The organism is Azonexus hydrophilus, from assembly GCF_038368255.1.
GTDB lineage: Bacteria > Pseudomonadota > Gammaproteobacteria > Burkholderiales > Rhodocyclaceae > Azonexus > Azonexus hydrophilus.
Map to the genome: position 1 here is coordinate 1325475 of NZ_CP151406.1, position 23052 is coordinate 1348526.

Here is a 23052-nt window from a genome sequence, read left to right on the forward strand (position 1 = left end):
GGAGGCGCGATGCAACACGGAAGATTCCTGTACGGCCTGCAGTTCGCCTTCACCATCGCGGTCTGCGCCTTTCTCGTCGTCCCGGTGGTGATGTCCATCCTCGCTGGTTTGACGGTCAACTACTTCGTCGGCCTGGAAAGCGGCTTGACGCTGCGCTGGGTCCTCGAGGTCTGGGACGGCTACCGCGATACGCTGTTCCTGTCGCTCGGGCTGGCGCTCGCCTGCCTGGTACTGACGCTGCTGCTCGGCGTGCCGCTGGCCTATCTGCTGGCCCGCTCGCGCGGCCGCCTGGCCCGCGCCATCGAGGAACTGCTGATGCTGCCGGTGGCCGTTCCCGGGCTGGCCACGGCGCTCGGCCTGATCGTCGCCTACGGCGGCCTGGCCGGTTTTCGCACCTCGGCCGCCTTCATCCTGGTCGGCCACGTGCTGTTCACGCTGCCCTTCATGGTCCGCTCGGTACTCGCCGTGCTCAGCGTGATCGACCTGCCGACGCTGGAAGAGGGCGCCGCCTCGCTCGGCGCCGGTTTCGCCCAGCGTTTCCGCGACATCGTCCTGCCCAACTGCCGCAACGGCATCCTGGCCGGCGCGCTGATGGTGGTGACGCTGTCGATGGGCGAATTCAACATGACCTGGCTGCTCCATACGCCATTCACCAAGACCCTGCCGGTCGGCCTGGCCGACGCCTACGCTTCCTTGCGCCTGGAGATCGGTAGCGCCTACACGCTGATCTTCTTTCTGCTCATCACCCCCCTGCTGCTCGCCCTGCAGGCGCTGGCTCGGCCGCGCCGCACCGTCTTCGCCGAGCGCGACCCTTCTGCCGAGAACGATTCATGATGCAAGCCGTCCCCATCTCCCTGGAAAACTGCGCCAAAACCTTCACCGACGGTACGCGCGCGCTGGAACCGGTCGACCTGGCCATTGCCGCCGGCGAAACCCTGGTCCTGCTCGGGCCGTCCGGCTGCGGCAAGACGACCACGCTGCGCCTGATCGCCGGCCTCGAACAGCCCGATGCCGGCGGCCGGGTCCTGTTCGGTGGCGAGGATGTCACCGCGCTGCCGATCGAGAAGCGCAATGTCGGCATGGTGTTCCAGTCGTATGCGCTGTTTCCGAACATGAGCGTGGCCGAGAACATCGCCTATGGGCTGCGCCTGCGCCGCCAGTCGGCCGCCGAACAGCGTGCCCGGGTCGGCGAGATGCTCGCCCTGATGCGTATCGAACGGCTGGCCGACCGCAGCATCGACCAGCTTTCCGGCGGCCAGCGCCAGCGCGTCGCCCTGGCCCGGGCGCTGGCCGTGCGGCCGCGCGCCTTGCTGCTCGACGAGCCGCTGACCGCGCTCGACGCCAAGCTGCGCGACACCCTGCGCTTCGAAATCGACAGCCTGCTGCGCGAACTGGGCATCACCGCGATCTACGTCACCCACGACCAGGCCGAGGCGATGGCGCTGGGCGACCGCATCGTCGTCATGGACCACGGGCGCATCGCCCAGGTCGGCGCGCCGCGCGACATCTACCAGCGGCCGGCCTCGCGCTACGTGGCCGAGTTCATCGGCACGATGAACCGCCTGAGCGGCCATGCCGAGGGCGAAGTCTTCCGTTGTCCCGGCGGCTACGTTGCCTGGCCGGAACTGCCGGCGACAGCCCGGGAAATCCTCTTTCGGCCGGAAGACACGCGCATCGCCGCCGAAGGCGAGGCAGCCAGCCTGCACGGCACGGTCAGCGCGGCCTTTTTCTGCGGCGACCATGTACGCTTGTTCGTCGATGTCGGCGAGGAACGGCCGCTGGTCCTCGAAACCCCGGCCCGCCGCGAATACCGGCACGGCGAAACGGTCGCGCTGGCGGTCGAGCGGCACGGCCTGATGGTGCTCTAGGAGACGACGATGCTGATTGCCCAACTTACCGATACCCACATCAAGAACGCCGGTCGCCTGGCTTATGGCCGGGTCGATACCGCTGCCTGCCTCAAGGCGGCGGTGGACGCGCTGCGCAAACTCGATCCGCAACCCGATCTGGTGGTCCTCACCGGCGATCTGGTCGATATCGGCAGTGCCGAGGAATATGCCTGCCTGCAAGCCATCCTGGCGCCCTTGCCGCAAGCGCTGGTCGTCGTTCCCGGCAATCACGACGAACGCGAGGCGATGCGCCGCGCCTTCGCGCCGGCCGGCTATTTTCCGGCCTCGGGATTCCTGCAGTTCGCGATCGACGATTACCCCTTGCGCATCGTCGGCCTCGATACCCTGGTCCCCGGCCAGGGCGGCGGCGAACTCTGCGCCGAGCGCCTCGACTGGCTGGCACGCACGTTGGCCGAACGGCCTGCGGCGCCGACGCTGATCCTGATGCACCATCCGCCCTTCGCCACCGGCATCGGCCACATGGACCGCATCGGCCTGCGCGGTCGTGAGGCCTTTGCCCGGCTCCTCGAGCAGCATCCGCAGGTGCAGCGGGTGCTGTGCGGTCACCTGCACCGGACCATCCACGCCATGGTCGGCGGCCGTGCGGCGCTGACCTGCCCGAGTACCGCCCACCAGGTCGCGCTCGACCTGCGCGAACAGGCACCCAGCGGTTTCCGCATGGAGCCGCCGGGCTTCATGCTGCACCGCTGGCACGACGGCGTGCTGGTCAGCCATGTCGCGAACATCGGCGATTTCGCCGGTCCTTATCCCTTCTTCGATGAAAGCGGCGCGCTCATCGACTGAGCGGCACCAACAAGCATGCATCTGGCACTTTTCGATCTTGACCACACCCTGCTCGACGGCGACAGCAACAGCCTCTGGCTGGCTTACCTGGTGGCTGCCGGGCAACTGCCTGCCGACGTGCTGCAGCGCCAGGCCGCAGAGTACGCACGCTACGAGGCGGGCAGCCTGGACATCGGCGCCTACCTGGCTTTTCACTTGTCGCTGCTGAGCACCCGGCCGCTCGCCGAATGGCGGGGCTGGCGCGACCGTTTCGTCGCCGAGGCGATCGCGCCGCGCATTTCGCGCACCGCTTTCGCCAGCGTCGACGCGCATCGCCAGCGCGGCGACCGGCTGGCCATCGTCACCGCAACCCATGATTTTCTCGCCGCCGGGATTGCCGAGCTGTTCGGCCCGCTGGCGCTGATCGCGCCGCACGCCGAAATCGTCGGCGACCGCCTGAGCGGGCGCGTCGTCGGCGAGATCAGCTTCGGCCCGCGCAAGCCGGCTGCGGTCGAGGCCTGGCTGACCGGGCAGGGGCTGAGCCTGGCCGGATTCGCGCAGGTGCACGCCTATTCCGACTCGCACAATGACCTGCCGCTGCTCGAACTGGCCACGTTGCCCTGTGCGGTCAATGCCGACCCGGCGCTGGCCGCGCACGCCCACCGCCTGGGCTGGCCGGTGCAGCAATGGCGGGCCTGGCCGGCTTCAGCGCAGGACGATGCCGGCGGCGATGGCGAGCATGACCGTGCCGGAGACCCGCTCGATGCCGCGCAGGTGGCGGTGGAACCAGGCCAGTAGCCGGGGCTGGCCGACGCTATGGGCGATCAGGGCGTCCCAGGCGAAGACGATGCTCGCCATCCACAGGCCGTAAAGCGCCTGTTCGCCGGCCGGCGTGTTTGGCGCGATGAGGGCGCCGAAGAGCAGGGCGTAGAACAGCGAGTTCTTCGGGTTGAGGATGCCGGAGAGGAAACCCTGCAGCAGATGCGGTGCCAGTCGGGCAAAGTGTTTTGTCGTCGCCGAGGGGGCTGCGTCGGTGATCGGCAGCCGACCGTTGCTGCGCAGAAACAGCAGGCCGAGCCAGACCAGATAGAGACAGCCGGCCCACTTCAGCACAGCAAACAGTTGCGGCCACTGCGCCAGGAGTGACACGCCGGTCAGCGCCAGGGCGATGTAGGCGGCGTTGGCCAGCGCGATGCCGAGGCTGGTGGCGATGGCCGGGCGCAGGCCGTGCACGATGCGCGTGCGCATGATCAGGAAGAAATCCGGCCCGGGGCTGAGCAGGGCGACGAAGTGGGCGCTGGCGACGAGGCCGAACTGGGTGAAGTCGAAGGGCATGGCGGCTTCCGCAAATGGGCGGAGTATCGCCAGCCGGTGCCGGTCGGTCTTGGACGAAATTGCGCGGCTCAGCGCCGCCTGGCGTACTGCCCCGGGGTGGCCGCGACGCGTTCGCGGAAGCTGCGGTGGAAGTGGCTCTGGTCGGCAAAGCCGGTAGCCAGCGCGGTATCGCAGATCGGCGTGCCGGCGGCGAGCAGGCGGCGGGCGCGCTGGATGCGGCGGTCGAGTTGATAGGCGTGCGGCGTCATGCCGGTGTGGCGGACGAAACGGCGGATCAACTGGTAGGGGCTGAGGCCGGCGCGGGCGGCGAGTTCGGTGAGCGGAATGCTTGCGTCGCAATGCGCGTCCAGCCAGTCGCGGACGTTGGCGATGGCGGGCGGCAGGGCGTCGATTGGCGGCGCGACGGCGAGCGGTTCGCTCAGCGCGACGAACAGTTGGCCGAGGGCCTCGGCAAAACGGCCGGCATCGGCGCCGGTGCGGACTGCTGCGAAAACCTCGGCGAAGCGACGGTAGGCGAGCGGGGAGCGGGCGTGCCGCCAGGCAGCGTCGGTCAATGCGGCAGCGAACGGGGTCGTCGCCAGGAAGTCGGCCATCCAGTCTGCGTCGATGTAGAGCATGCGATAGCTCCAGCGACCATGCGCCTGCGGGTTGCAGGCATGGACGCGCTCGGGCGGAATGACGACCAGGTCGCCGGGGACGAGCCGACGCTCCTCCGCGCCGACGGAAAATCGGCTGCTGCCGGCGTCGACCGCGCCGATCGACCATTCGGCGTGGGCATGCGGTCGGTAGCAGGCCTGCGAGTCGGCGGCACTGCGTGCTTCGACGAAAGGCAGGGCGGGCGTTCGGTGGAAGTGCGGCCGGCTGGCCGCTACAGGGCGGGGGCTTGCTTGCATGCGGCGATTTTCTCAGGAATCTTGCCTGTCGCGCGGAGAGTTTGCCGGTCAGCCGCTCATCAAGCTGCACGAATCGGGCTGAGCCGCCGCTTGGTTCCACTGGCCCTCAAGGCAGGACAAAACTGCTCTTTTCCAGCACCGAGCTTGCTGGCCGGTCTTGGTCCCAGACCCGGAACTGGATCGGCTGGATGCCGCTGGCGCCGCTGTCGGCGGGGACGGCGACGGTCAGGGAAACCGGCCGGATGCTGCCGGCCTCGACGGTGAACTCCCGTTCGCCGACGATGCCGATATTGGCCGGGCCGCTGACATCGACCGTGAAGCTGCGACGGTTCTCGTCGAGATTCATCAGCTTGAGCGTGTAGGCGTTTTCGATCGTGCCGTCGGCGGTTTCCCGGTGCAGGGCACCGCGGTCGCGCAGTACATCGACCAGCAGCAGCGAGCGCTCGGCCAGCGCCCACCCGGCGAGCAGCGAGAACACCAGCAACAGGGCGGCGTAGGCGGCCACGCGGGGTCGCCCGATCCAGCCCCTGGTTGGCGTTGCCCCGCCAACTTCGCGTTCGGACATGAAGCGGATCAGTCCGCGCGGCGCGCCGATCTTGTCCATCACCTGATCGCAGGCGTCGATGCACAGGCCGCAGTTGATGCACTGGTACTGCAGGCCGTCGCGGATGTCGATGCCGGTCGGGCAGACCTGCACGCAAATGCCGCAATCGACGCAGTCACCGCTGCTACCGGCCTGACGGCGGCTGTTGCGTGGTTCGCCACGGGCCGGGTCGTAGGCAACGTTGCGGGTGTCCGGGTCGAACATCACGCCCTGGAAGCGGGAATAGGGGCACATGTGCTGGCAGACGGCCTCGCGCGCCAGGCCAGCCTGGACGTAGGTGAAGGCTGCGTAGAAGATGAGCCAGAAGCTCTCCCAAGGGCCCAGCCGGCCTGCCGGCACGGCCGGCAGCAGTTCGCGGATGGGGGTGAAGTAGCCGACGAAGGTGATCGCCGTCCACGCGGCGAAGAGCAGCCACAAGCCGTGCTTGATCGCCTTGAGCCCGAGTTTGCGGGCGCTCAGCGGACTCTGGTCGAGTTTCAGGCGAGCCAGGTGGTCGCCTTCCACCCTGGCTTCGATCCAGGCGAAGATCGCGGTGTACACCGTTTGCGGGCAGGCAAAGCCGCAGAACAGGCGGCCGGCGATGGCGGTCACGAAGAACAGGGCCGTCGCCGCCAGGATCAGGCCAAAAGCCATCAACAGGGCGTCCTGCGGCCAGAGGACGAGGCCGAACAGGTAGAACTTCTCGTGCGCGATATCGAGCAGGACAGCTTGCCGCGTCACCCCGTTCGTCTCCCAGTTCAGCCAGCAAGTACCGTAGAAAACGATCTGGGTCAGCCAGACCATGGTCCAGCGCAGGCGGTTGAATTTCCCCGCGGTGGCTCTGGCGTGTATTTTTCCCTTGTTCCGATAGAAGGCCAGCCTGGCTTCCTGGGCTTTGGTGATGGGTTTGTGCATTCCGTTTCCTTCCGGTCGCGATGTCGAGACGATCGGGGCGGAGTAAATCACCCGGCCTGGAATGGGAACAGATTCAGATGCTGTGATTTCCGATAGGCACAGATTGCCGGCTATAGCTGCTGTTCGATCAACTGGCCGAGAACCGCCGTTGCCGCCGTCATTGCCGCGGTGTCGGGGTGGCCGAAATTGAGCCGCAGATAGTGGCCGAACTCCCGCTTGGCCGAAAAGATCGGTCCCGGGGCGATGCTGATGCCCTGCGCCAGCGCCTGCTGGTGGAGCCGCAGGGTATCGACCTGAGGCGGCAGTTCCAGCCACAGGAAATAACCGCCCTCGGGGCGCGCCAGCCGGGTGGCGGGCGGGAAATGCCGCTCGATCGCTTCGACCAGCGCCGCTTCCCGCGCGGCCAGCGTATTGCGCAGACGGCGCAGATGGTTTTCGTGGCCGCCCTGTCTGAGGTAATCGGCGATGGCGATCTGTACCGGCACCGTCGTCGCCAGGCTGAGCGAAAGCTTCTGGCGCTGGATGCTGCGCGCGTGACGGCCGGCAGCGACCCAGCCGATCCGGTATCCCGGCGCCAGGCTCTTGGCGAACGAACAGACATGCATGACCAGCCCGCGCCGGTCGGCGGCCTTGCTGCACAGCGGCGCTTGCGGGCCGAAATGCAGTTCGCCGTACACATCGTCCTCGATCAGCGGTACTTCGTGGCGATCGAGCAGTTCCAGCAGTTCCCGCTTGTGTTCGTCGGCGACCCGGCTACCCGTGGGGTTGGCGAAATTGAGCATGAACAGGCAGGCCTTGACCGGATGCCGGCGCAAGGCCTCGGCCAGCGCCGGCAGGCTGACCCCGGCGCGGGGGTGGCTGGGAATCTCGATGACCTTGAGCCCGAGCCGTTCGCTCGCCTGCAGGCCGGCGTAGAAAGTCGGCGATTCGACGGCGATCAGGTCGCCGGGCCGGGTGACCGCCTGCAGGCAGAGATTGAGCCCTTCCATGGCACCCGAAGTGATGACGATCTCCTGCGGCGAGACGTCGGCGCCGAGCGCCAGGTAGCGTAGCGCCAACTGCCGGCGCAGCTCCTCGTTGCCCGGCGGCAGGTCGCTGAGGCTGGCCAGCGGATCGAAGCGGCGGGCAGCATTGGCCAGATGACGCCCCAGCTTGTCGAGCGGAAACAGTCGTGGGTCGGGAAAGCTCGAACCGAGCGGAACGACAGCCGGGTCGCGCACGCTGTCCAGGATCTGGAAAATGAAATCGCTGACCTGAAGTTGCGTCGAGCCGCCGACCGGGTGGCTCATCGCCGGCTCGGCCAGGCGCTGGCCCAGCCGGGCGCGAACGAAATAGCCCGACTTCGGCCGCGCTTCAATCAGCCCGCGACTCTCCAGCAGATAGTAGGCCTGGGTCACCGTGATCGGGCTGACCGCGTGGCTGCGGCAGGCGCTGCGGACCGAAGGCAGGCGCTCGCCCGGACGAAGCAGGCCGTCGGCGATCAGCTTTTCCGTGTGCGCAGCGAGTTCCCGGTAGCGACTCATGGCCGGATGTTATCAGGTCCGTCCGCCGGCCATCGGCTGGATATCTGGGATAATCCCGGCCTTTCACCGTTGCCCCTTCTGCCGATGACTGCCATTGCCTCCCGCCTTGTTGACGCCGCCCAGATACTTTCACACGAAGTTGACGCGATGCGTTTCGCGGCGCCGGTCAGCCATGTCTATAACCCGCTCGACTACGCCTGGACGGTGCATCGCGCCTACCTGGAGCGTTTTGGCAGCAACAAGAAGCGGATCGTCTTCCTTGGCATGAATCCCGGCCCGTTCGGCATGGCTCAGACCGGCGTGCCGTTTGGCGAGATCGCCGCAGTGCGTGACTGGCTTGGCCTGTCCGGCGCGGTTGGCAAGCCGGCGCTGGAAAATCCCAAGAAGCCGGTGGACGGCTTTGCCTGCAAGCGCGGCGAAGTCAGCGGGCAGCGCCTGTGGGGCCTGTTCCGCGACCGCTTCGGTACGCCGGAAGCCTTCTTTGCCGAGCATTTCGTCGCCAATTATTGCCCGCTGGTCTTCTTCGACGAAGGCCGCAACCTGACCCCGGACAAACTGCCCGCTGCCGAAGCCGGGCCGTTGCAGGCTGCCTGCGACGCCCACCTGCGGCGCATGGTCGAGGCGCTACAGGCGGAATGGGTGATCGGCGTCGGTGCCTGGGCCGAGAAGCGCGCCACCATCGCCCTGGCCGGTCTGCCGGTCCGCTTCGGTCGCATCCTCCACCCCAGCCCGGCCAGCCCGGCCGCCAATCGCGGCTGGGCGCCGGAAGCCACCCGGCAGATGGTCGACATGGGTTTGTGGCCGGCCTGACCATCGGGGCGGCGTCTAGGGGCATCGCGATTTCTGCATTGTCGGGAATGCAACAGGTGTGGCGGCTTGTAGTGGATTGATTTAAATGGTTTTTATTGTGGCGCCGGTTTTGCTTGCCTGACAGTCATGAAAACCCATCTCGACTGGTCGGCCTACGACACCTACGGCGTTGGCGACGCCTATGCCGGCATTCCCGCCACCGGCGGCAACTACGCCAAGGCGGTGGCGGTGTGCATGAACAACCACCAGTGCCAGCGCGACGGCAAGGGCGTGATGTGCCCGAGTTACCGCATCACGTACGACCCGGCGCATTCCACCGGCGCCCGGGTCAAGGCGTTCAAGGCGGCGCTCAACGGCGAACTCGGCGACGATCCTTTCGACCATCCCGACCTCGCCGCCGCGATGGACCTCTGCGTGTCGTGCAAGGGCTGCAAGAAGGAATGCCCGAGCGCCGTCGACATGACGCTGATCAAGACCGAATACCTGGCGCAGAAGAACGAGCGCCAGGGCGTGCCGCGCCGGGCCCGGCTGTTCGGCGCGCTGCCCCGCTGGCTGCACGAATGGCGGCCGACGCTGCAGGCGCTGGTGCGCTGGCGCAACAATTCGCCCTGGGTGGCAAAGCTCGCCGAGCGCTGGCTCGGCATCTCGGCGCGGCGGCCGATCCCGCAGATCGTCGCCGCCGGCTTCCAGGCCGACGCCGCGCCAACGACCGGTGAGCGCGGCAAGGTCGTGCTCTTCGTCGACACCTTCACCCACTACTACACGCCCGAAATCGCCGCCGCCGCGTTGAAAGTGCTGCGCGCCGGCGGTTACGCGGTCAAGGTGCTCGAACCGGCAAAAACCGACGGTGAACCCGAGCGCCCGCTGTGCTGCGGCCGAACCTACCTGTCGCAAGGTATGGTCGAGGAAGCCAAGCTCGAAGCGCGCCGGGTCATGGCCGCGCTCGCCCCGGCGCTGACCGCCGGCACGCCCATCGTCGGCCTTGAACCCTCCTGCCTGCTGGCGCTGCGCGACGAGTTCTACAGCCTCGGACTCGGCCCCGAGGTCGGCCAGCTCTCGAAACAGGCCTTCCTGTTCGAGGAATTCCTGATGCGCGAAGGCAACAAGGGCTTGAAGCTCGACCTCAAGCCCATCCCCGGCGGCCGCGCGCTGGTGCATGGCCACTGCCACCAGAAGGCCTTCGGCGCGATGAAGTCGGTGAAGAAGGTGCTCGGCTGGATTCCAGAATTCGAGTTCGAGATTATCGACGCCAGTTGCTGCGGCATGTCCGGCAGCTTCGGCCTGGAAGCCGAACACCACGATGCTTCGGTACGGATGGGCGAACTCGCGCTACTGCCTGCGGTGCGCGCCGCCAGCGCCGATACCGTGATCGTCGCCGACGGCTTTTCCTGCCGGCACCAGATCAGGGATGGCAGCGGGCGCCAGGCGGTGCATGTGGCGGTGTTGCTGGAACAGGCACTGGGCTGCTGAAAATTTTTTGGGGTTACTCCGCGAGATTTAGTCGATGTGTCTGGTTCTTGGAGAAAGATACGCACCCTGCCAGCGTGCGCCGAGGAAGCCTGCATCCTCAATCTCCAGTTCTTGAGCGATGGCTCGGCGCAAGTTTTTCGCAGCGGCAGATTCGTCAAATTTCGATGGCGTGGACCATTGGCAGGGGAACTCGGCTACGGGAAGCGCCTCGCCTCCGTGGCTGGTAACGAGTTCGACCAGGTTTCTTGTTTTTCCCGGACCTGTGATGATGTAAGAACGTACTGATGAAAACTCTTCGATTTTGAACAAGTATTTCCGTTTGAACAGCAGAAAATACGGGCGAGTCAGGATGAGCTTTCCGGCTCGGGACTGGATTTCCAGATAGGTTGCCCGATCACGGAACTCCGTAAATGCGCAGACGAGCGTAATCATCAGCATGGTCAGAAAGGCGAACCAGCCTTCCGCTGTCGCAGTACCAAGCGGGAATAGGTTGATGACTGAAAAGAGCGTGAACGGCAAGCTTGCCGCAGTTTTAAACAGGCTGAGCGTGTAAGAATTGTTGTGTAAACGGTCACCCGGCAGGAAACTGCCACATTGCCAGGAGCGATGATGACCGTAGGAAAGAAAGCAGTACCCAAGGAGTTACTGGATAGCCTGTTGGCTGACTACCGCAAGCCGGAAGACCTGATTGGCGAGAATGGGTTGCTCAAGCAACTGACCAAGCTACTGGTCGAGAAGGCGTTGGAAGCGGAGATGGCCGATCACCTCGGCCACGGGAAGAATGAGCCGGTAGAGAATCCTGCCGGCAATACCCGCAACGGCAAGAGCAAGAAGACCTTGAAGGGCGAGTTCGGCGAACTGCCCATTGAGATTCCCCGTGACCGCCACGGTACGTTTGAGCCGCAGCTGATCCCGAAGCACCAGACCCGCTGGAGCGGCTTTGACGACAAGATACTGTCGCTCTACGCCCGAGGAATGACGGTTCGCGAGATACAGGCCCATCTTGAAGAGATGTATGGCACCGAGGTGTCGCCGACCTTGATTTCCTCCGTCACCGATGCCGTGATCGAAGAGGTCAAGGCTTGGCAGTCCCGGCCCCTGGATAGCATTTACCCCATCGTCTATCTCGACTGCATCCACGTAAAGGTCAGGGACGGCAGTGTGCGGGTCAAGGCGGTCTATCTCGCCATCGGCCTCAACATGGCTGGCGAGAAGGAAGTGCTGGGCCTATGGATTGCCCAGACCGAGGGCGCCAAGTTCTGGCTGCAGGTCATCACCGAGATGAAGAACCGTGGCGTACAGGACATCTTTATTGCCTGCGTCGATGGCCTCAAGGGCTTCCCGGAGGCCATTGAGGCTGTCTATCCCCGGGCTGCCGTTCAGCTCTGCATCGTCCATATGGTGCGGCATAGCCTGAACTACGTCTCGTGGAAAATGCGACCGGAGTTCGCCGCTGACCTGAAGCGAATCTACACCTGCGCCACCGCTGACGAGGCCGAGCAGATGCTCGGCGAATTCGAGGACAAATGGGACGATGCCTACCTGCCGATCAGTCAGTCTTGGCGTCGGAACTGGCCGAGGATCATCCCGTTCTTCGACTACCCGCCGGAGATTCGCAAGGTCATCTACACGACCAATGCGATCGAGTCGGTGAACATGAGTCTGCGCAAAATCACCAAGAACCGTGGTTCGTTCCCGAGCGATGAAGCGCTGCTGAAACTGTTCTACCTGGCGCTACGCAATATCAGCCGGAAATGGACCATGCCCATTCGGGATTGGAAGGCCGCACTGACTCGCTTTACTATCCAGTTCGAAGACCGGATGGACAACGCTTAATCCCAACCCCGTTTACACAAAATTCCGGACACCCTCAACAGGCTGTTGGCGTAGCGGATGATCAAGGCGATTCCAGTCGTTGTCGAGCTACAAGCTGGGGATGCGTGACCCGGCTCGGCCGCGAGAGTGGTCACTCAGGTCTCTCTCATTAGACGGCTAGCAGCCTTGGTATTTTGCCTGCATGGAAGCTATTTGTCATTTTGCGTTGTTTTTGGCCAACCTTTAGCCAAAAACATGTCCGATTCCGTCCGCTTCCGGTCCCGTTCCGGTCTGTCGCCGGTTCTGCTGCCCGCCTAAGCTTCGTCTCCAGGGAAACCGTCACGGGAGACGATCATGGAGCGCGAAGTCCTGTTGTTGTTGCCGCCGCCGGCCGGGCTCGATGCCGATTCGCCGCTGTCGCGGAGGTTGTTCGAGCGCTGGTGGCAGGGCGCGGCGGCGGTGGCGCTGGGGGCTGCCGAGGGCTGGCCGGTGCCGGTCGAGCGGCGCTTCGCCGGGGCCGGCGTGCCGCTGGCGCTGCACTTCTGGTTGTGGCGGCGGCGGGCGTCGCGGGTGATCGTGGCTGGCGTCGGCGCTGCCGGGCTGGTGGCCGAATTGCGCCGCCTCGGCTGGGCCGCCGAGCTGCTGGGCGGCGCTTCGTGCGACACTGGCGCGGCCGACGCGCCGGGTTTGCTGCGTCCGGCCTGATCGGGAGTTTTCCATGGACATGCTGTTCATCCTGCACCCAAAACACACGGCCTTCGATTTCGCCGGGCCGGCTGAGGTCATCCACATGGCGGCGCAGGCCGGCGCCCCGTTTCGTCTACGCGTGGTCGGGCCGCAGGCCGAGTGCGTCAATTCGCTGGGCGTGGTCAATCGCGTTGATCCGCTGCCGGAAACGCTGGCCGACGACACCCTGGTCTTCCTGCTCGGCACCGAGGACGAGCCGCGCGATTACGCGACGCCGGCGGCCCTGGCGATCATCGACTGGCTGCACGCGCAGTTCGATCCGGCCCGCCACCGGCTCGCCTGTATCTGCTCGGGCGCGCTGCTGGCGGCGCGCGCCGGCTTGCTCGACGGCCGCCGGTGCACGACGCACCACGCGCTGATCGACATGTTGCGCGACTGGGCACCACGCGCGCAGGTACTGGAGAACCGAATGTTCGTCGAAGACGGGCCGTTGTTCACCTCGGCCGGCATCGCTGGTGGCGTCGATCTGGCGTTGGCCATCGTCGAACGCTTTGCCGGCGGCCCGCTGGCGACGCAGGTGGCGCGGCGGATGGTGATCTATTTGCGGCGCACCGGCGCCGACCCGCAGCTGTCGCCCTGGCTGGCCCACCGCAATCACCTGCATCCCGCGGTGCACAAGGCGCAGGACCTGATTGCCCGCGATCCGGCAGCTGATCTGTCGGTGAGCGAGATCGCGGCGAAGGTGCATGTCAGTCCTCGCCACTTGAGTCGGCTGTTCCGCAACGAGGCGGGAGTCGGCATCCTCGATTACCGGCGCGGCCTGCGCGTCGAACTGGCGCGCCAGCTGATCGCTATGGGACAGAGCGTTGAGCGTGCGGCGACAGGGGCAGGCTTTGCCTCGGCGCGCGATTTGCGCCGGGTGTGGAAACAGCACACCAAGGGTTCGCCAGGATGTTCTGGCGATTGAAACAGTTTTTCTATTCCGCGATGTGCAGGATGCTGCGGTTGCGCCCTTCGCGCTTGGCCCGGTAGAGCGCAGCGTCGGCGCCGGCAATCAGCTCCCGGGCAGTGAGCGGGACGCGGTCGGGGGGCGCACAATTGACTCCGATACTAATGCTGACCCGTCCGTCGTCGCGGCTGGGATGCACGATGCCGGCGTCCGCGACTTCCCGGCGGATACGCTCGGCCAGCGCAAAAGCTTCGTCCGGCGTCAGCCCGCCGGCGACGATGGCGAATTCCTCACCGCCGATGCGGGCGGCGAATTCGCTGGCGCGCTGGGCGTTGTCGCGCAGGATGTCGGCGATCCTGCGCAGGCAGGCGTCGCCGGCCGGGTGGCCGAGGGCGTCGTTGTACTTCTTGAATTCGTCGACGTCGATCATCAGCAGGGCAATGGCCTGGGTGTGGCGGGTGGCGCGGGCCAGTTCGCGGTCGAGGGCGGCGTCGAAATGGCGACGGTTGAACAGGCCGGTCAGCGCATCGGTGGTCGATAGTTCGGCCAGGCCGGCATTGGCCGCTTCGAGCTGGGCGAGGCTGAGGCGCAGGCGGCGGTTGAGCGAAACGATGTAGGCGATCAGCAGACCGCCGAACAGCAGCACCAGCGCCGCCCAGGCCAGCGCCTGGTAGGCCCAGCCCGGCATCGGGGCGTCGGGGGTGAACAGGAAGCCGTCGAGCGTGTAACTGGCCGGCAGCAAGCCGGTTTCGGCGAATATCCGGGCAATTTCCTGCCAGCGCGTTCGACTCATGTAGCCGATGTCGACGATATCGGCGAGAAACAGGTTGTAGAGCGACTGGGCTTCCAGCGTCAGGGTCATCCGGTCCATCCTGGGATGATATTTCTCCAGGATCAGGTCGATGATTTCCGCCTGGTGGCGGTAGGCATAGCGCCAGCCTTCGGCCAGCGCGTCGCGCATGGCGGCGACGGCCTGCGGGTGCTCGCGGGCGAAGCGCTGGCTGGTGAACAGCGTGTCGCCGTAGAGATCGATGTTCAGTTCGCGGGGATTGAAGATCTGGTAGGGAATGCCGTACTGGCTGGCCTCGACCGGTTCGGTCGAGATGTAGGCGGTGGTCGCGTCGACCCGCTCGGGACCGTTCGCCGCCAGGCTCTTGACGCTGCCGCTGTGGATCACCTGGCGGACCTTGGCGAGATCGACGCCGGCCTTCTTCAGGTAGGCGGTCAGCTCGGCCGAGTGGCTTTCGCCCATCAGCGTCCGCCCTTCGAGGTCCTTGACGGTGCGGATTTTCGGATCAACCCGGGCGAGGATGACAAACGGCGAATGCTGGAAGATCGCGGCGACGGCGACCACCGGCAGGCCCTGGTTGAAATCGATCAGCAGCGAGGAGTTGCCGACACCGAATTCGGCACCGCCGTCGACGACGGTCCGCGCCAGATCGACTTCCGGGTGGCCTTCGATCAGTTCGACGTCCAGCCCGGCGCGCCGGAAGTAGCCCTGTTCAAGCGCGGCGTAGAAGCCGGCGAACTGGTACTGGTGGAACCATTTCAACTGGACCCGGACCTTCAAGGGGTTGTCGGGCGTGTTGGCCTGGGCCGATGGCGTGGCGATTCCCGCGAACAGGAAAATGACCAGGCAGGTAATCAGTCGAAAAAGGCCCATGGCTGGCGCCGACGAGAAAAGATTGATTCGAGTATAGCGCGGGAAAGCGCCGGCAACGGCGATTCAGGCGTCGAAATGCAGCGCCAGGCTGGCCAGGGCTTTGGGGAGCGGCAGGTTTTCCTCGGTTTCGAGGATGCCGGGCACCGGGTGCGGGTATTCGAAGAAGACGCCGTAGGTGCCGGGTCGCTGGCCGTGCAGGTAAACATGGGCGCGCAGGCGGTCCAGTTCGCTGTGGCGCAGGGTGACGATGTTGGGATCAACCCCGTCGTCGGGCGCGACGTCGCAGGCGTCGCCCAGCTTCTCGTCGAGGCTGACGAGCAGGCGGCGCAGTGAGCGGTCCTTGGGCAGTGACCAGGGGTTGGTGTTCATCGCAGCAACTCCGGTTTGATCTGTTCCAGCCAGGCGTCGATGCGGCTTTCGCTGAGCATCGCCTGATGATGCTGGTCGATGGCCAGGCCGAGGAAATGGTCGCCGTCGACCGCCCGCGACGCCTTGAATTCGTAACCGGCCACCGGCCAGCGACCAACCACCGTCGCCCCGCGGGCGACGAAGGCATCGTGGAGGATACCGATGGCGTCCACGAATTCGTCCGGGTATTTCTGCTGATCGCCGAGGCCGAAAATGGCGATGGTCTTGCCGGACAGGTCGGCGTCGGCCAGTTGCGGCAGGAATTCCTCCCAGCTCGGCTGGCTCAAGCCGGTCGATTCACCGGGCAGCTCGCCGTCGCCCAGGGTCGGACTGCCGACGATCAGGCAGTCATGGGCAAGGAAGTCGGCGAGGGTGGTGCGACCGATGTTGACCGGTGCGGCAGCCACCTCGCCGAGCTTTTTGGCGATCTGCTTGGCGACCAGCCGGGTGCGGCCGGTGTCGGTGCCGAAGAAGATGCCGATCTTGTCCATTTCAGGCGACCGCGACTTCCTGCGTCAGTTCTTCGGGCAGCACGCCGATCGGATTGCCGAGCGTGCCGTCGGGGCCGTTCTCGAAGCGCACCAGATAGATCTCCTGTTTTGGTTCGAGTTCGGTATGGCCGAAATGCACCACCACGCCGCGCGTACCGGTGGGGACCAGCAGCGCGTCTTCGTCATCGACGCCGGGCATGCCGCCGTCGTTGAACAGGTCTTCGGCGGCATAGACCAGGTCGCCGATTTCGTAGAGGACGGTTTCCATGATCTCAGGCCCAGACGTCGGCAGGGGCCTTGAGGCGCTCGACCGGCTGGTCGAACATCAGGTCCTCGTCGATGATCGCGCCGACATCCTCGGGCTTGACGCCCACGTACATGGTGCCTTCCGGATAGACGATGACGCTGGTGCCGAGATGACAGGGGCCGAGGCAGCCGGTGTTGGTCAGCTGAAAGCCGGCGTTCCACAGGTTGCGGGCGGTGAATTCGTCCTGGAAGGCCTGCCAGGTCTGGCCGCAGCCCTTTTCCTGGCAGGAACCGCGCGGGTGACCGGCGGGACGGCCCTGGACGCAGACGAGGACGTGTTTCTTCGGTTTGGGCATGGTGTTCTCCTTGTTGATGGCCTAGGCTTTCGCAAGGAAAGTGCCAGCTATTTGTCCTTTGTTTTCAATGAAATGGCTTGTGTCGGCCTTGTCGCGTTTGCGACAAGGCAGGGTTTTTCCTCAGCGCGCCCCGTGCTTCTCGACGACCATGCCGTCCAGCGCGTCGATGACGCCGTCGCTGCCCTGTTCCACCTGCAGGAAGGCGCCGTGGAGCTTTTCCTGGACGGCGTAATCGGTTTCCCAGCCCTGGCCCATGAAATCCATGGCCAGGTGCATGTTCTGGTGCACCTGCTTGTGCGGTTCGGCAATGCGCCGGAAGCTCTGGACCTTGCCGAAGACGGCCAGGGTTTCCTCGTTGTTCAGCCACTTGCCGAGGCGGCAGTTCAGTTCGTTGACCGTCACCGCCTGGGCGTTTTCCGAGTCGCTGCCGCGGTTGACCGCCATGTAGCCGTTCTGCTTGTAGATGAAGTGGTCGATCTTGGCCAGCGAGGCGAAGCTGACGTCATGCACGTAGCGGATCTGTGCCAGGGCATTGGCCGACGAGCTGGCGACGTCGGCGAAACGGGCGTCGAAATCGCCGATGGTGGCGCAGGATTCGGAGGCGATGCCGCGCATTTCGTCGGCGTTGGCGACCATTTTCCCGGCATCCACCTGCAGCGTGTCCATGACGCTGGAGATCGATGCCGAGGCATTCTTCGAGTTTTCCGCCAGCTTGCGCACCTCGTCGGCGACGACGGCGAAGCCGCGGCCGTGCTCGCCGGCGCGGGCGGCTTCGATGGCGGCGTTGAGCGCCAGCAGGTTGGTCTGGTCGGCGATGGTGGCGATCAGGCTGACCGAGCGGGCGATTTCCTCGCGGTGGGCGTTGAATTCGGTGATCGCATGGCCGGTGTCCTCGATTTTCCCGACCAGGCGGTTCATTGCCTCGACCACCTCGGCAATCGCCGCGCTGCTTTCCTGGGCAGCGCTGGCGTTGTCGGTCGATAGCCGGGCCAGTTCGTCGGTGGCGGCGACGATGCCGAGCATGTCGCGCTGGCTGGTACGCATGTTCTTCAAGAGGTTCTCGGCATTCAACTGGCCGAGGCGGGAGAGCAGGTTGTTGCGCATCTCCTGGTGGTAGTTGCGCATCAGGATGGCCAGCGATTCGTTGCCCTGATCGACGGCCTGGCGGAAGACGCCATGCAGGCCGGCGCTGTCGATCTGGTCGGCAAAACGGTTCTCGCTGGCGGCCTGCAGGGCTTCGCGCTGTTTGGTGAAGCAGCTTTCCATCTGTTCCAGCATGGCATTGACGTTGTCGCAGACCACGCCGAGTTCATCCTTGCGCCGCAGGTCGGGGATACGCTGGCCGATGACGCCGCGCGAGATTTCGGTGGCGACGCGGGAAATGTGGTTCAGCGGGGTCAGCGCGACGCGCAGCTTGTGCAGGTAGAAGAAGCCGCTGCCCAGGCCGAAGGCCATCAGGCAGCTGAACCACAGCCAGTCCAGCGGCAGCCAGCCGTGCGTGGCCATGCCGATGATGCCGGCGATGAACAGCAGCGCGTTGAGAAAGACGACCTCAACGAAGGCGCTGCGGATGAAGGGAGAACGCTGCATGCTTGGAATTCCTGATAGCTGTGAAATCTTGGCCGAACAAGGGCCGGGCACATTGTCGCCGGCCCTTGTTACGGAAATGGGTCGCTGCTCCGGGTGGGTCAGAACTGCTTGACCTCGATGTTCAGCGTCTGGATGCGGTAGGCGATCTGGCGCGGCGTCATGCCGAGGATGCGGGCGGCCTTGGCCTGGACCCAGCCGGCCTGTTCCAGCGCGGCGATGACGCGTTCGCGTTCGGACAGCGAGGGATCGTTGATATCGACTTCGCTCGCCGGCGGCGGCATCTCGCCGCTTGGCACCGCCGTCTTCAGCGGCCGGGCCGAACTGCGTTCGCGACTGCTCGGGAAGCGGATCAGGTCGACATCGATCAACCCGTCTTCGGACAGCACGGCGGCGCGTTCCAGGCAGTTTTCCAGTTCGCGCACGTTGCCCGGCCAGTCGTGGCTGGCCAGCCGGCGCTGGGCCATGTCGCTGAGCGTCAGCTTGCGCTTCTGGTCGTTGCCGATCTTGGTCAGCAGGTGGCGGGCGATTTCCGGGATGTCCTCGATGCGCTCGCGTAGCGGCGGCAGGAACAGCGGCATGACGTTCAGGCGGTAGAACAAGTCCTCGCGGAAGTCGCCCATCTCGACGGCGGTTTCCAGATCGCGGTGGGTGGCGGCGATGATGCGCACATCGACCTTGATCGTCTTGCTGCCGCCGACGCGTTCGAACTCGCCTTCCTGCAGGATGCGCAGTAGCTTGGCCTGGAAGGCGGCCGAGACTTCGCCGATTTCGTCGAGGAACAGCGTGCCGCCGTTGGCCTGTTCGAAGCGGCCCTTGCGCGCTTCGACGGCGCCGGTGAAGGCGCCGCGTTCGTGGCCGAAGAGTTCGGATTCGAGCAGGTTCTCGGGCAGCGCGGCGCAGTTGAGCTTGACCAGCATGTTGCGCGCGCGCGGCGAGTTGTAGTGGATGGCGTTGGCGATCAGTTCCTTGCCGGTGCCGGTTTCGCCGCGGATCAACACGGTGGTGTTCCACTTGGCGACCATGCGCGCCTGTTCGAAGACCCGGCGCATGACCGCCGAGCGTCCGACCATGCTGTCGAAACCGTGCTGGTGGCGGACGGTGCGGCGCAGCAGGTCGCGTTCTTCGAGTAGGGTCGATTTTTCCTGCTGAACGTCGAGCGAGAGCTTGAGGCTCTGGCCGATCAGGTTGGCGACCATCTCGACGAACTGGGCGCGTTCCTCGAGCAGGCCGTCTTCCGGTGCTTCCGGCTGGACCGCGAGGACGCCCTGGAGGTTGCCGCCGACCTTGATCGGCACGGCGATGAAGGGCAGTTCCGGTTCGTACAGCCCGACCCGGTTGAGGAAGCGTGGCTCGTCGGCGACGCGTTCCAGCTTGAAGGTGCGGGGCTTTTCCAGGATCAGGCCAATGATGCCTTCACCGGGGCCGTATTGGGCGCTGTCGGCAGTCGGGCCGTCGGGGTTGTAGATGGTATGGATGGCCAGCTTGCCGCTTTCGGCATCGACGACGCCGATCAGTCCGCGGCTCAGCCCGGCTTCGTCGTGCAGCACGCGCAGCAGGTCGTGCAGGGTTTCGTTGAAGGCCAGCGAGCGGCTGAGCACGCGGCTGACAGCGTACAGCGCCGACAGCAGCAGGATGTTCAGTTCGTGCGTTCGACAGTAGCCGCCCGGGGGCGGGCATTCGTCGGCAGCGTGGAGGGTGTGGTGGTCGTGCATGTTGTGTGTCCTGCTCAGATCGGGTCGCCGTCGACGCGGAATTCGACGATGGCGGCGCAGCCGCCAGCCGGACTTTCGTCGAGATCGATGATGCCGCCGTGGTCGGCGACGACCTGCTGGGCCCGCGACAAGCCGGTGCCGATGTGTTTGCCACTGCCGTTCTTGGCCGTGAAGAAAGGCTCGAAGGCCTTGTGCCGCCACTCCATCGGAATGCCCGGGCCGCTGTCGAGGATGGCGACGCGCAGGCAGTCATCGACGACTTCACTCTTGATCTGCAGTTCGCGGCGCGGCCAGCCCTTGACGTTCATGGCTTCGATGGCGTTTTCAACGAGGGCCTTGAACAGCATGCGCAATTGCAGTGGCCGGCCGTTCAGTGGCGGCAGCACCGCCGAGGGTTGCCAGTCGACGGTGATGCCGGCGCTGAGCAGGCGCGGCGTGCACACTTCGAGCACGTCGCGCAGGATTTCGTTGAGATTCACCCGGATGAGGATTTCATGCGGACTTTGCGGGATCACCTGGCGCAGCGATTCGATGTGCTCGCGGCTGTTGTCGAGCGCGTGCCTGAGCATTTCGGCGCTGGCCGGATCGCGGCGCTGGAGCACGGCGACTGCCGAAGCCATGACGTTGAGCGGCTCTTCCAGGCGGAACACCGCCGCCGACAGCCCTTCGCGGATCGCCGCCGTGCGTTCTTCCTCGGCCAGCGAAGCTTTCAGCGCGGCGCCCTTGGCTCGCTCCTGTTCCTCGCGCAGGTTGGTGATGTCGGAAATGACCAGCAGCAGGCCGGGCTGGCCGGCGGCGCAGAAGTAGCTGTCGGCGCATTCGCTGTGCATGGCGATCACCGAGGCGCTGACCGACAACCAGCGGGCGCGGCCGCCGGGGCTGTCGACGCGCATTTCGCGGTTGCTGAATTCGCAGAGCCTGGGGTCGCTGGCCAGGGCTTCGTACCATTCCGGTGCCAGGGCATCGAGCAGACGGTGCGCCGGCTCCTTGACCCGCATGTCGGTGAGCAGTTTCTTGTAGGCGTGGTTGTCGAGGACCACGCGGCCGGTCGGGTCGAGCAGGGCGAAGGCCACCGGCGAGGCGTCGATCACCGATTCGATCAACTGCTTCTGGTTGAGCACCGTGCGCTCCAGCCGATGCAGTTCGGTGATGTCGCGGTGCATGCCCAGGAAATGGGTGATTTCACCCTTGTCGTTGACGACCGGCGTGATCGACAGTTCGGCGAGATAGGTACCGCCGCATTTGCGCTTGTTGAGCAGCTTGCCCGACCACGGCCGGCGGGCCTTGAGCGAGGCCCACATGTCGGCGTACAGCGCCGGCGGTGTGGTGTGATTGGAGAGTACGGATTCGTTCAGGCCGACGATGTCCTCGGCGCTGTAGCCGGTGATCCGGCTGAAGCTGTCGTTGGCATAGAGGATGCGAGCCGACGGATCGGTGATCGAAATGGCCAGGTCGGCCTGATGAACTGCCTGGCGATAGACCTCGGGCGGCAGGATGTCTTTGAGGTCGTTCTGGGTCAGGGGCTGAGCCGACATGATCTAACTCCGGAAAGGGCCGGTAAGGGTCTGGATCGGTTAAAAGCAGATTCCATGCCGCCTTGTGCGGTTTGCTGCAAAGGCCCTGTTTGTCGTGGTCTCGGCGTGAATTCGACAATTTTCTGTGGGCTTTGCGACAAATTGTTTTGCCTGTAATGCACCAATTTGGTGTGTTGCCTCCAAAAACGGGGCTGGACGGGCATGGGGCGGGGAATCCCGGCGATGGCACGGCTTATGCAATGAAGTCGGCGAGGTCCAACCCGAGTCTTCCGTCCATGAGCGAAATCCTGTTACTGCTGCTTTCCACCGCACTGGTCAACAATGTCGTGTTGATCAAATTCCTTGGCCTGTGTCCGGTCATGGGCGTATCGAAAAGTGTCGATAGCGCCTTCGGCATGGGTTTGGCGACGACCTTCGTGCTGATGCTGGCCAGCGCCGCCTCGTGGATGCTCGACAACTGGCTGCTGCAGCCGCTCGGTCTGGGCTACCTGCGCATCCTGACCTTCATCCTGGTGATTGCGTCGGTCGTGCAATTCACCGAGATGTTCGTCAAGAAGACCAGTCCCGGGCTGTACCAGTCGCTGGGTATCTACCTGCCGCTGATCACCACCAACTGCGCCGTGCTCGGTGTCGCGCTGCTCAACGTCCAGCAGGAGTTCAGCCTGTTCAAGAGCCTGCTCTACGGTTTCGGCTCGGCACTCGGCTTCACGCTGGTGCTGCTGATCTTTGCCGGCCTGCGCGAACGCGTGGCGCTGGCCCGCGTGCCGGCCGCCTTTGCCGGGGCGCCCGTTGCCTTCATCACCATCAGCCTGCTCGCCCTGGCCTTCATGGGCTTCTCGGGCCTCAATGTTTAAGGGAGGACTGCCATGATCGCCGCCATCCTCAGCCTGACCGTGCTCGGTGCCATCCTCGGCATCGCGTTGGGCATCGCCAACAAGTTCCTCAAGGTCGAGGGCAATCCCATCGTCGATGAACTGGTCGACCTGATGCCCGGTTCCAATTGCGGCCAGTGTGGTTATCCCGGTTGCGTCGGTGCGGCCGAAGCCATTGTCGCCGGGACTGCTCCGGCCACCTGCTGCCCGCCCGGTGGCAAGGCGCTGGTTTCGGCGATTGCCGCCAAGCTCGGCCTGACCGTCGATCTCTCGGCGCTCGGCGACGACGGTCCGAAAATCGCCACGGTTGCCGAGGAGCTGTGCATCGGCTGCTGCCGCTGCGCCCGAGTTTGCCCGACTGACGCCATCCTCGGCGGGCCGAAACAGATCCACAACGTCTTCCGCGAAGCCTGTACCGGCTGCGAAGCCTGCATCGAAAAATGTCCGACCGAGGCGCTGGTCATGAAACCGGTGCCGGTCACCCTGCAACACTGGGTGATGCCCAAGCCCCGCCTGGCCTGAGAGTT

At 65.2% G+C, this 23052-nt stretch carries 24 protein-coding genes and 2 pseudogenes; 11 read left to right on the forward strand and 15 right to left on the reverse strand.

What is annotated here, in order from left to right; genetic code table 11:
- The first annotated feature begins 9 nt into the window (after positions 1–9).
- The 4 genes from AADV58_RS06485 to AADV58_RS06500 are packed head-to-tail and all read left to right on the forward strand — an operon-like array spanning position 10 to position 3470.
- A complete protein-coding gene (locus AADV58_RS06485) occupies positions 10–834 on the forward strand; it encodes an ABC transporter permease (RefSeq protein ID WP_121458384.1) in 825 nt (274 codons plus the stop codon).
- Positions 831–1868, forward strand: a complete 1038-nt coding sequence (locus AADV58_RS06490) for an ABC transporter ATP-binding protein (protein WP_341744359.1) — start codon at positions 831–833, stop codon at positions 1866–1868. The genes AADV58_RS06485 and AADV58_RS06490 overlap by 4 nt, the downstream gene beginning before the upstream one ends.
- Before the next feature lie 9 nt (positions 1869–1877).
- A complete protein-coding gene (locus AADV58_RS06495; RefSeq protein ID WP_341744360.1) occupies positions 1878–2693 on the forward strand; it encodes a phosphodiesterase in 816 nt (271 codons plus the stop codon).
- Positions 2694–2708: 15 nt separating this feature from the next.
- Positions 2709–3470, forward strand: a complete 762-nt coding sequence (locus AADV58_RS06500) for an HAD family phosphatase (protein ID WP_341744361.1) — start codon at positions 2709–2711, stop codon at positions 3468–3470.
- Here the strand turns inward: AADV58_RS06500 and AADV58_RS06505 are convergent.
- From AADV58_RS06505 to AADV58_RS06520, 4 genes are all read right to left on the reverse strand, one after another.
- Positions 3378–4007 carry a LysE family translocator gene (locus AADV58_RS06505; protein ID WP_341744362.1) on the reverse strand — a complete coding sequence of 210 codons (630 nt, stop codon included), beginning with the start codon at positions 4005–4007 and terminating at the stop codon, positions 3378–3380. The two genes, AADV58_RS06500 and AADV58_RS06505, sit on opposite strands and share 93 nt — an antisense overlap.
- A gap of 68 nt (positions 4008–4075) precedes the next feature.
- The gene (locus tag AADV58_RS06510; RefSeq protein WP_028996136.1) at positions 4076–4900 is read right to left on the reverse strand and encodes an AraC family transcriptional regulator; all 825 of its coding nucleotides are present in this window, start codon (positions 4898–4900) and stop codon (positions 4076–4078) included.
- Positions 4901–5006: 106 nt separating this feature from the next.
- Positions 5007–6398 carry a cytochrome c oxidase accessory protein CcoG gene (gene ccoG / locus AADV58_RS06515; protein ID WP_341744363.1) on the reverse strand — a complete coding sequence of 464 codons (1392 nt, stop codon included), beginning with the start codon at positions 6396–6398 and terminating at the stop codon, positions 5007–5009.
- Positions 6399–6508: 110 nt separating this feature from the next.
- Positions 6509–7921, reverse strand: coding sequence for a PLP-dependent aminotransferase family protein (locus tag AADV58_RS06520; RefSeq protein WP_341744364.1), 1413 nt, complete (start codon positions 7919–7921; stop codon positions 6509–6511).
- An 84-nt stretch (positions 7922–8005) separates the two neighbouring features.
- On the opposite strand from AADV58_RS06520, the gene AADV58_RS06525 reads away from it, so the two are divergent.
- Positions 8006–8731 (forward strand): uracil-DNA glycosylase family protein, encoded by a 726-nt coding sequence (locus AADV58_RS06525; RefSeq protein ID WP_341744365.1) that lies wholly within the window; start codon positions 8006–8008, stop codon positions 8729–8731.
- 126 nt (positions 8732–8857) lie between these two features.
- Complete coding sequence (locus AADV58_RS06530; RefSeq protein ID WP_341744366.1) at positions 8858–10201, forward strand: (Fe-S)-binding protein; 1344 nt, start codon at positions 8858–8860, stop codon at positions 10199–10201.
- A 27-nt stretch (positions 10202–10228) separates the two neighbouring features.
- On the opposite strand, the gene AADV58_RS06535 is transcribed toward AADV58_RS06530, so the two are convergent.
- Positions 10229–10720: a hypothetical protein gene (locus tag AADV58_RS06535; protein WP_341744367.1), complete on the reverse strand. Its 492-nt coding sequence runs from the start codon at positions 10718–10720 to the stop codon at positions 10229–10231.
- 90 nt (positions 10721–10810) lie between these two features.
- Between AADV58_RS06535 and AADV58_RS06540 the strand changes: the two genes are divergently transcribed.
- The 3 genes from AADV58_RS06540 to AADV58_RS06550 all read left to right on the forward strand — a co-directional run bounded on the left by AADV58_RS06540 (position 10811) and on the right by AADV58_RS06550 (position 13670).
- A complete protein-coding gene (locus AADV58_RS06540) occupies positions 10811–12037 on the forward strand; it encodes an IS256 family transposase (RefSeq protein WP_341744536.1) in 1227 nt (408 codons plus the stop codon).
- A 333-nt stretch (positions 12038–12370) separates the two neighbouring features.
- Positions 12371–12721 (forward strand): hypothetical protein, encoded by a 351-nt coding sequence (locus AADV58_RS06545; RefSeq protein ID WP_341744368.1) that lies wholly within the window; start codon positions 12371–12373, stop codon positions 12719–12721.
- Between the two features lie 13 nt (positions 12722–12734).
- Positions 12735–13670: a GlxA family transcriptional regulator gene (locus tag AADV58_RS06550; RefSeq protein WP_341744369.1), complete on the forward strand. Its 936-nt coding sequence runs from the start codon at positions 12735–12737 to the stop codon at positions 13668–13670.
- A 10-nt stretch (positions 13671–13680) separates the two neighbouring features.
- Here the strand turns inward: AADV58_RS06550 and AADV58_RS06555 are convergent, their stop codons facing one another.
- From AADV58_RS06555 to nifL, 10 genes and pseudogenes are all read right to left on the reverse strand, one after another.
- Positions 13681–15315 carry a diguanylate cyclase gene (locus AADV58_RS06555; RefSeq protein ID WP_341744370.1) on the reverse strand — a complete coding sequence of 545 codons (1635 nt, stop codon included), beginning with the start codon at positions 15313–15315 and terminating at the stop codon, positions 13681–13683.
- 63 nt (positions 15316–15378) lie between these two features.
- On the reverse strand, positions 15379–15684 hold the full coding sequence (locus AADV58_RS06560; RefSeq protein ID WP_281985348.1) for a hypothetical protein: 306 nt from the start codon (positions 15682–15684) through the stop codon (positions 15379–15381).
- Entirely contained in the window at positions 15681–16214 is a 534-nt protein-coding gene (locus tag AADV58_RS06565) for a flavodoxin (RefSeq protein WP_341744371.1), read from the reverse strand. Before AADV58_RS06565 ends, AADV58_RS06560 begins: the two co-directional genes overlap by 4 nt.
- Before the next feature lies 1 nt (position 16215).
- Positions 16216–16482 (reverse strand): nitrogen fixation protein NifZ, encoded by a 267-nt coding sequence (locus tag AADV58_RS06570; RefSeq protein ID WP_341744372.1) that lies wholly within the window; start codon positions 16480–16482, stop codon positions 16216–16218.
- A gap of 4 nt (positions 16483–16486) precedes the next feature.
- Positions 16487–16816, reverse strand: a complete 330-nt coding sequence (locus tag AADV58_RS06575) for a (2Fe-2S) ferredoxin domain-containing protein (protein ID WP_028996125.1) — start codon at positions 16814–16816, stop codon at positions 16487–16489.
- Between the two features lie 120 nt (positions 16817–16936).
- A complete protein-coding gene (locus AADV58_RS18635) occupies positions 16937–17326 on the reverse strand; it encodes a CZB domain-containing protein (RefSeq protein WP_424243844.1) in 390 nt (129 codons plus the stop codon).
- Between the two features lie 66 nt (positions 17327–17392).
- Positions 17393–18094: pseudogene (locus AADV58_RS18640) on the reverse strand (methyl-accepting chemotaxis protein); the annotation flags it as partial.
- Positions 18089–18406 (reverse strand): annotated as a pseudogene (locus AADV58_RS18645) (HAMP domain-containing protein); the annotation flags it as partial. The pseudogenes AADV58_RS18645 and AADV58_RS18640, both read right to left, overlap by 6 nt.
- 98 nt (positions 18407–18504) lie before the next feature.
- The gene (nifA, locus tag AADV58_RS06585) at positions 18505–20118 is read right to left on the reverse strand and encodes a nif-specific transcriptional activator NifA (RefSeq protein ID WP_341744374.1); all 1614 of its coding nucleotides are present in this window, start codon (positions 20116–20118) and stop codon (positions 18505–18507) included.
- A gap of 14 nt (positions 20119–20132) precedes the next feature.
- The gene (gene nifL, locus AADV58_RS06590) at positions 20133–21653 is read right to left on the reverse strand and encodes a nitrogen fixation negative regulator NifL (RefSeq protein WP_028996123.1); all 1521 of its coding nucleotides are present in this window, start codon (positions 21651–21653) and stop codon (positions 20133–20135) included.
- A 275-nt stretch (positions 21654–21928) separates the two neighbouring features.
- On the opposite strand from nifL, the gene rsxA reads away from it, so the two are divergent.
- Both rsxA and AADV58_RS06600 read left to right on the forward strand, forming a co-directional pair.
- A complete protein-coding gene (rsxA, locus tag AADV58_RS06595; RefSeq protein WP_028996122.1) occupies positions 21929–22507 on the forward strand; it encodes an electron transport complex subunit RsxA in 579 nt (192 codons plus the stop codon).
- Positions 22508–22519: 12 nt separating this feature from the next.
- Complete coding sequence (locus tag AADV58_RS06600) at positions 22520–23047, forward strand: RnfABCDGE type electron transport complex subunit B (protein ID WP_028996121.1); 528 nt, start codon at positions 22520–22522, stop codon at positions 23045–23047.
- The last annotated feature ends 5 nt before the right edge of the window (positions 23048–23052 follow it).